This is a genomic window from Shewanella algicola (assembly GCF_014648035.1).
GTDB classification, from domain to species: Bacteria; Pseudomonadota; Gammaproteobacteria; order Enterobacterales; family Shewanellaceae; genus Shewanella; species Shewanella algicola.
This window is the reverse complement of record NZ_BMQI01000099.1, coordinates 1-5,960: the sequence shown is the minus strand read 5'-3', so window position 1 is coordinate 5,960 and position 5,960 is coordinate 1. Positions and strand designations below refer to the sequence as shown.

Sequence of the window (5,960 nt, the reverse complement as noted above, 5' to 3'; positions counted from 1 at the left end):
TAAAGAAGACATAACCTTAGATGGGATTTATGTCAGACTTAATACTTAAGGTCCAGTGTATGATCAACTAATGCCGGATCAAAGTGGTTCCCCCGCCCTGCAATAATAATGTCTTTGGCTTCTTCATGTGTAAATGGGCGTTTATAACAACGAGGTGATGTTAATGCATCATACACATCAACTAATGCCACAATCCTTGCTGACAACGGAATGGCTTCACCTTTTAGCCCTTTAGGATAACCGCTGCCATCCCATTTCTCATGATGGCCTCCAGCAATATCTCGGCCCATCAATAAAAATTCACATTGTGGTGCATATTTTAATAAACTATCAATTACTTTAGCCCCCATGACAGGATGCGCTTTAATATGTTCAAATTCCTCAGGTGTTAATCGACCCGGTTTAAGTAAAATATGATCTGCAATGCCCACCTTACCGATGTCGTGTAAAATCGATGACAAGCTAATTTCTTTAATAAAGGCTTCGGTTAACTCTTCCGGCACCAGCTCATCATCTAACCGTTGTTTCGCGAGCATATTAGCGTATTGCTGCATTCTTATCAGGTGAGCACCGGTGTCATTGTCGCGATATTCTGCTAATTTCGCTAACCCAATCACGGTGGCTTGCCTTGATGCTAATGTCGATTGCAATGAATGAGTCAATTTACCCAACAAAAATGATATCGATTGAGTCACTATGGCGCACGTCACTAGAAAATTAATCACCACAATAAACCAAATTAACGTCGAAAAATGTTCCATCACTGGCCAGTGTAACCAATTGTAATGAAATGCTATTCCCGTAAGTATTAATAATACCGTATTGACCAATTGCGCAATTACGGCAAGTCTTGCGCCCAACAGCACACTGGTTAATGGCGGGAAAGCAAATAACCAAAACAAACCAGCACCAGAAGGGCCTACCGCTATCAGAAATCCTGCACCGACAAAAAAAGCCAACAAACAACCCCATACATATCGGGTTTTATCTGCTAACGATGGATAGAAAATAATGAATAACATGATGCCATACCACACAGTATCGAATATGGCCATGAACCAAATGCCTTGGTCAATACATATATATACACTGGTGATATACAAAGGAATACACAGTATGGCTAGCACTGTAAATATGCGCATAAAAATAGTGTGGCGCCATAAAGGTAAAGCATCATCCGGTTCTAATTGAATAATTTGAGCCGATAACGATTCAGGCATAACCTTTCCTTAGTGAGTGAAACATCCAATGAGTATGATAGTAAATGCCCTGCTAAAACAGACAATACTGTAAAACGTTAACAAGTAAAATATCGATTAACAATAGTCCATCTCGTTCATTTCACAGAGAAGATCGCATATAATTTCTGCAGATATACAGTAATGTGAGCTTGTGTTGCTAATCGATTATGCTGCTGGCCATGTAAAAAAGTAGCGCAGTTCAACATAAATAAATCATTGCTGTTACCATAAATACCTAACAACCCCATTAATGGACTAATACATGACTATATACATTCGATATACACTCACCTTCTTTCTTTTGCTATTTAGCAGTTCATTAATGGCACAGACATCAAATACTGACATGCCTATACAAATGATAAACGCCAAGGCAAAAGTATTTTACTTGGTAAGACATGCTGAAAAGCTTGAGGGAAAGGACCCGAGTTTGTCAGCACAAGGGAAGCTACGAGCTATCCGCTTAGCTAAAGTGTTATCAAGTACTCCATTAGCTAAAGTGTATACCACCGACTACAAGCGTACCCGTGAAACGGCATTAGCCGTTGCCGAAGACCAGCATCTCGCACCGAGTTTATACAACCCTGCTGACCTTCAAAAAACAGCAGAAGTGTTGTTAAGTCAACAAGGTCATATTTTGGTGATCGGCCACAGCAATACAACAACCGCACTGGCAGAACAGCTTGGCGCTGAAAAACAGCCTGCGATTAATGATGCGAGTGAATTCGACAGACTGTATGTGGTGACTGTAGATGGTAATAACCGCGAAGTATCAACGGTACTTTTACGCTATTAAGCTCGTTATTAGTAAGGTTATTAATCAGGCCAGTGATTCTTGGTGAAACTTATTGCGCGTTTAACGACCCGCAGAAATGGTATAAAGATTAAATGACCCCAATTCAGTGTGTTGATTACGACTACATCGAAATCATGTGCTTACACCAGTATCAAGTGAGCATAACCTTACATTCTGGTGTTGAAGTCGTGGGACACTTTAACCAAACCGTTATTGTGCAACACGGTGAAACTAAACACGAAGCGATTAGGGGAGTGACTCAACAACAGCAACCAATAACGATTATATTAACTGACATTCAACGGATTGATGTTCTCAGTGCTAATGCGATATTTGACCAGCTAAAACTAAACTAATAATGGGATAATAAACAACACGGGGTAATATTCGACATCACTTAAGCACATACAGTACAATGCGCGGCGTTAACCCCCCTGTCTATCGCTTAATTTTAGGTCGTTGTATGTCCCTTGCTCAAAATCCAGCTCAAACTGAAACTGATTTCCCTGAAGATATCGCCGCACGAATTACTCAATCTGAAGCTCGAGTATTTAAAGCCATTTTTCCTTCTAACACCAACCATCACAACACCTTATTCGGTGGTGATGCATTAGCCTGGATGGACGAAACGGCCTTTATTGCTGCCACACGCTTTTGTCGAAAATCATTAGTCACTGTGAGTTCAGACCGAATTGATTTTAACAAAGCTATTCCTGCAGGCAGTTTAGCTGAATTGATTGCTAAAGTGATTCATGTTGGCAACACCTCGCTAAAAGTCGAAGTAAATATCTATGTTGAAGATATGTATAAAGATCATCGTGAACATGCTATCCGTGGGGTATTTACCTTTGTCGCGGTAGATGCAGATCGTCAACCAACTCAGGTATGGCCTCACGGTTAACAGCCTGCAATGCCAGCCGTCAGGGTTGTATTGAACAAAACTGACACCTTAGACTAAAGTCTAGTTTTGATATTTTTTCACTAAAATCAATTCCAATGTGACAGAAAGCGATAGAATATTTGAATCGTTTTCTGTTACATTGATTTAATCTTCACGTGCAACATAGAATAAAAAACGCCATGAAGCTCGAAAATTTAAACATCATCATCGCTGACGATCATCCGTTATTTCGTAATGCATTACGACAAGCATTAAGCAGTGCGTTCGAAAAAACTGAATGGGTCGAAGCTGACAGTGCCGAAGCACTGCAAAAAGTACTTGATACTCAAGACGCACAATTTGATTTAATCTTATTGGATCTACAAATGCCTGGCTCTCATGGTTATTCGACCTTGATACACCTAAGAACGCATTACCCTGATATACCTGTGGTGGTGATTTCGGCACATGAAGACATCAATACCATTAGCCGTGCAGTACATTATGGTAGCAGTGGGTTTATTCCTAAATCTGCGTCGATGGAGTCATTAACAGATGCATTAAGCGCTGTATTATATGGCGATATTTGGCTACCTGCAGGCACTGAGTTAGTCCCTGTTTCAGATAATCCTACTGACAAAATGGCAAGCCGATTATCAGATTTAACCCCACAACAATATCGTGTATTACAAATGTTTGCTGAGGGTTTACTCAATAAACAAATCGCTTATGACTTTGGGGTGTCTGAAGCCACGATTAAAGCACATGCCACAGCAATCTTTAGAAAGCTCGGCGTGCGTAACCGCACCCAGGCCGTCATTGCATTGCAACAATTAGAAATGGAAAAAGTCGACTTGTCTTAATGTTAAATACCGTCCCGCTGGCACAACTGCCCTTTTCACAAGCATGTGAAAACAACAAACAGCCCATTTTAAGCCTATTAACGCAATGGTTTGCTCAATCAAACCATGTGCTTGAGGTGGGTTCGGGCACAGGACAACACTGTGTTCACTTTGCGACGCACTTAGACCATCTTCATTGGCAACCTAGCGATCAATTAACTTATTTAGCCAACCTACAGGCTCGGCTAGCACATTTTCCTTTGGGCAATCTGGCTGATCCGGTTGCACTAGATGTTAGCCAGTCCTGGCCACAATTTACCACTCAGGTTGATGCTATTTATAGCGCTAATACCTTGCACATTATGAGCAAACCGCTAGTTGAAGCCTTTTTTGCTGGTTGCGGCCAAGTATTAGCAACACAAGGTTGTGTTGCAGTGTATGGCCCGTTTAATTATGCAGGCCAATATACTAGCGTCAGTAATGAACAATTTGATGATTGGTTAAAACAACAAAATCCTCACAGTGGCATTCGTGATATAGAATGGATTACATCACTGGCTAAACAACACGATTTACATCTACAGCAAGATGTCGCCATGCCGGCAAACAACAGAATGCTGTATTTCACCCGCTGATCAATCGAACATTTTAATCTCTGTTTATCACTTTGGCATAATTACGCTAAGCTATTCACTTGTCTGGCGATTAATACTAACGTTGTTTAACACAAGGACACACTCTATGGGCTGCGTTACCCCCCAAAAACTCCCTAACGGTCTTGATTATGTAGACATCAATACTGAACTGTGCCAAGCGCGGATCTTTATGCAAGGCGCGCAAATTGATCAATTCACTCCAAAAGGTAAACGCCCTTTGTTATGGGTGTCATCTGCAGATGATTACCAACCTGGCAATGGGATCCGTGGTGGTATTCCGGTATGTTGGCCCTGGTTTGGTGCACATGAAAACCCAGAGTATCCCCAGCATGGTTTTGGGCGTAATAAAGTCTGGACACTAGAGTCGGTTAATATGCGTAATCAAGTCGTAGACCTCGTGTTTACCTTGCCACAAAGAGAGTTTGAACGACAATATTGGCCGCATAACACTCAAGTTAAGGTACTGTTTACCTTAAGCGAAACCTTGTCGGTCAGTATCGTTAACACCAATTTAGGTGAAACTCATGTTAGCTTAACTCAAGCATTACACAGTTATTTCCCTATTATTGATATCCATCAGTTAAAGGCAACAGGTTTTAGCCACTCAAAATACATCGAGTTTGACCAAGGTCCGATTACACAACCACAAGACAGCGTTGAGTTTGACCGAGAAACCGATCGTGTTTATACCGATTTAGGCCCTCAGCAAGCGTTGCATACTCCGCACGGTACCATTCTTGTGAGTCGTGAAAATAGTCAATCAGCGGTATTGTGGAACCCATGGATAGATAAGTCTGTGCGCTTATCTCGCTTTAATAGTGAAGATTATTTAACAATGGTGTGTTTAGAAGCGGCTAACGTTCTTGAAGACCAAATAAATCTGGCCCCAGGTGAAAGCCATACGCTAACTACGCACATTGCTTGGCAGTAACCCTCTTTGTATGCAACAAAAAAGGTAGCCTAGGCTTAATGCCGATCAGTTAAGAACTGAAGTTATAAAAAATATACCGATCTATTGACCGATCTTTTCAGTCTGCCAAAATCCGATAATCTTCATTATCGGATTTTTTTATGGAACTTTCAGAAGCATTAGCCCGCACTTCAATTAACCGCCTAACAGAGTTCTCATGCCTTGCTGATGTCCTTGAACCCGATATTATTCAATCTTGCCTAGACTCCAACGGTGTTGCCACATTAAGACGACGAAAACTCCCCATGGATGCTATGGTTTGGGCTGTTATTGGTATGTCTTTATTTCGCAATGAATCCGTTCGTCAATTGATTAATAAGCTTGATATTGTCCTGCCACAAGAGGTTGATTATGTTGCAAGAAGTGCAGTCACACAGGCCAGGAAAAAACTGGGAAGTGATGTCGTTCGCGATATATTCCATCGTTCTGCCGCCACTTGGCATCAACGTGCAGAACATCCTCATTGGTGTGGTTTGAACCTATATGGCGTTGACGGTGTAGTCTGGAGGACACCTGAAACGAAAGAGAATAGTGCGGCTTTTGCACGTACGGCAAACAAAGCGAGTGAATCAGGT

The 5,960-nt window shown here is 41.5% G+C and carries 8 protein-coding genes; 7 read left to right on the top strand and 1 reads right to left on the bottom strand.

The genetic code is table 11. From position 1 onward, the window contains the following. Positions 1-38 precede the first annotated feature (38 nt). Complete coding sequence (locus IEY42_RS21500; protein WP_188927237.1) at positions 39-1,220, bottom strand: HD-GYP domain-containing protein; 1,182 nt, start codon at positions 1,218-1,220, stop codon at positions 39-41. Positions 1,221-1,563: 343 nt separating this feature from the next. On the opposite strand from IEY42_RS21500, the gene IEY42_RS21495 reads away from it, so the two are divergent. From IEY42_RS21495 to IEY42_RS21465, 7 genes are all read left to right on the top strand, one after another. Beyond that, a complete protein-coding gene (locus IEY42_RS21495; protein ID WP_188927236.1) occupies positions 1,564-2,037 on the top strand; it encodes a SixA phosphatase family protein in 474 nt (157 codons plus the stop codon). A gap of 92 nt (positions 2,038-2,129) precedes the next feature. Then, on the top strand, positions 2,130-2,393 hold the full coding sequence (locus IEY42_RS21490) for a Rho-binding antiterminator (protein WP_188927235.1): 264 nt from the start codon (positions 2,130-2,132) through the stop codon (positions 2,391-2,393). 107 nt (positions 2,394-2,500) lie between these two features. Continuing rightward, positions 2,501-2,938 carry an acyl-CoA thioesterase gene (locus IEY42_RS21485; RefSeq protein ID WP_188927234.1) on the top strand — a complete coding sequence of 146 codons (438 nt, stop codon included), beginning with the start codon at positions 2,501-2,503 and terminating at the stop codon, positions 2,936-2,938. A gap of 179 nt (positions 2,939-3,117) precedes the next feature. Beyond that, positions 3,118-3,780 (top strand): response regulator transcription factor, encoded by a 663-nt coding sequence (locus tag IEY42_RS21480; protein ID WP_188916514.1) that lies wholly within the window; start codon positions 3,118-3,120, stop codon positions 3,778-3,780. Next, a complete protein-coding gene (locus IEY42_RS21475) occupies positions 3,780-4,394 on the top strand; it encodes a DUF938 domain-containing protein (protein WP_188927233.1) in 615 nt (204 codons plus the stop codon). The genes IEY42_RS21480 and IEY42_RS21475 overlap by 1 nt, the downstream gene beginning before the upstream one ends. Before the next feature lie 106 nt (positions 4,395-4,500). Further along, on the top strand, positions 4,501-5,346 hold the full coding sequence (locus IEY42_RS21470) for a D-hexose-6-phosphate mutarotase (protein WP_188927232.1): 846 nt from the start codon (positions 4,501-4,503) through the stop codon (positions 5,344-5,346). 140 nt (positions 5,347-5,486) lie between these two features. Further along, on the top strand, positions 5,487-5,960 hold a 474-nt coding region (locus IEY42_RS21465), incomplete at its 3' end, for a transposase domain-containing protein (protein WP_188927231.1).

Excerpts from the sequence above, each read along its gene's own strand:
- IEY42_RS21485 (WP_188927234.1), top strand. The coding sequence starts at position 2,501 with ATGTCCCTTGCTCAAAATCCAGCTCAAACTGAAACTGATTTCCCTGAA.
- IEY42_RS21470 (WP_188927232.1), top strand. The coding sequence starts at position 4,501 with ATGGGCTGCGTTACCCCCCAAAAACTCCCTAACGGTCTTGATTATGTA.
- IEY42_RS21490 (WP_188927235.1), top strand. The coding sequence starts at position 2,130 with ATGACCCCAATTCAGTGTGTTGATTACGACTACATCGAAATCATGTGC.
- IEY42_RS21480 (WP_188916514.1), top strand. The coding sequence starts at position 3,118 with ATGAAGCTCGAAAATTTAAACATCATCATCGCTGACGATCATCCGTTA.
- IEY42_RS21475 (WP_188927233.1), top strand. The coding sequence starts at position 3,780 with ATGTTAAATACCGTCCCGCTGGCACAACTGCCCTTTTCACAAGCATGT.
- IEY42_RS21500 (WP_188927237.1), bottom strand. The coding sequence starts at position 1,220 with ATGCCTGAATCGTTATCGGCTCAAATTATTCAATTAGAACCGGATGAT.
- IEY42_RS21495 (WP_188927236.1), top strand. The coding sequence starts at position 1,564 with ATGGCACAGACATCAAATACTGACATGCCTATACAAATGATAAACGCC.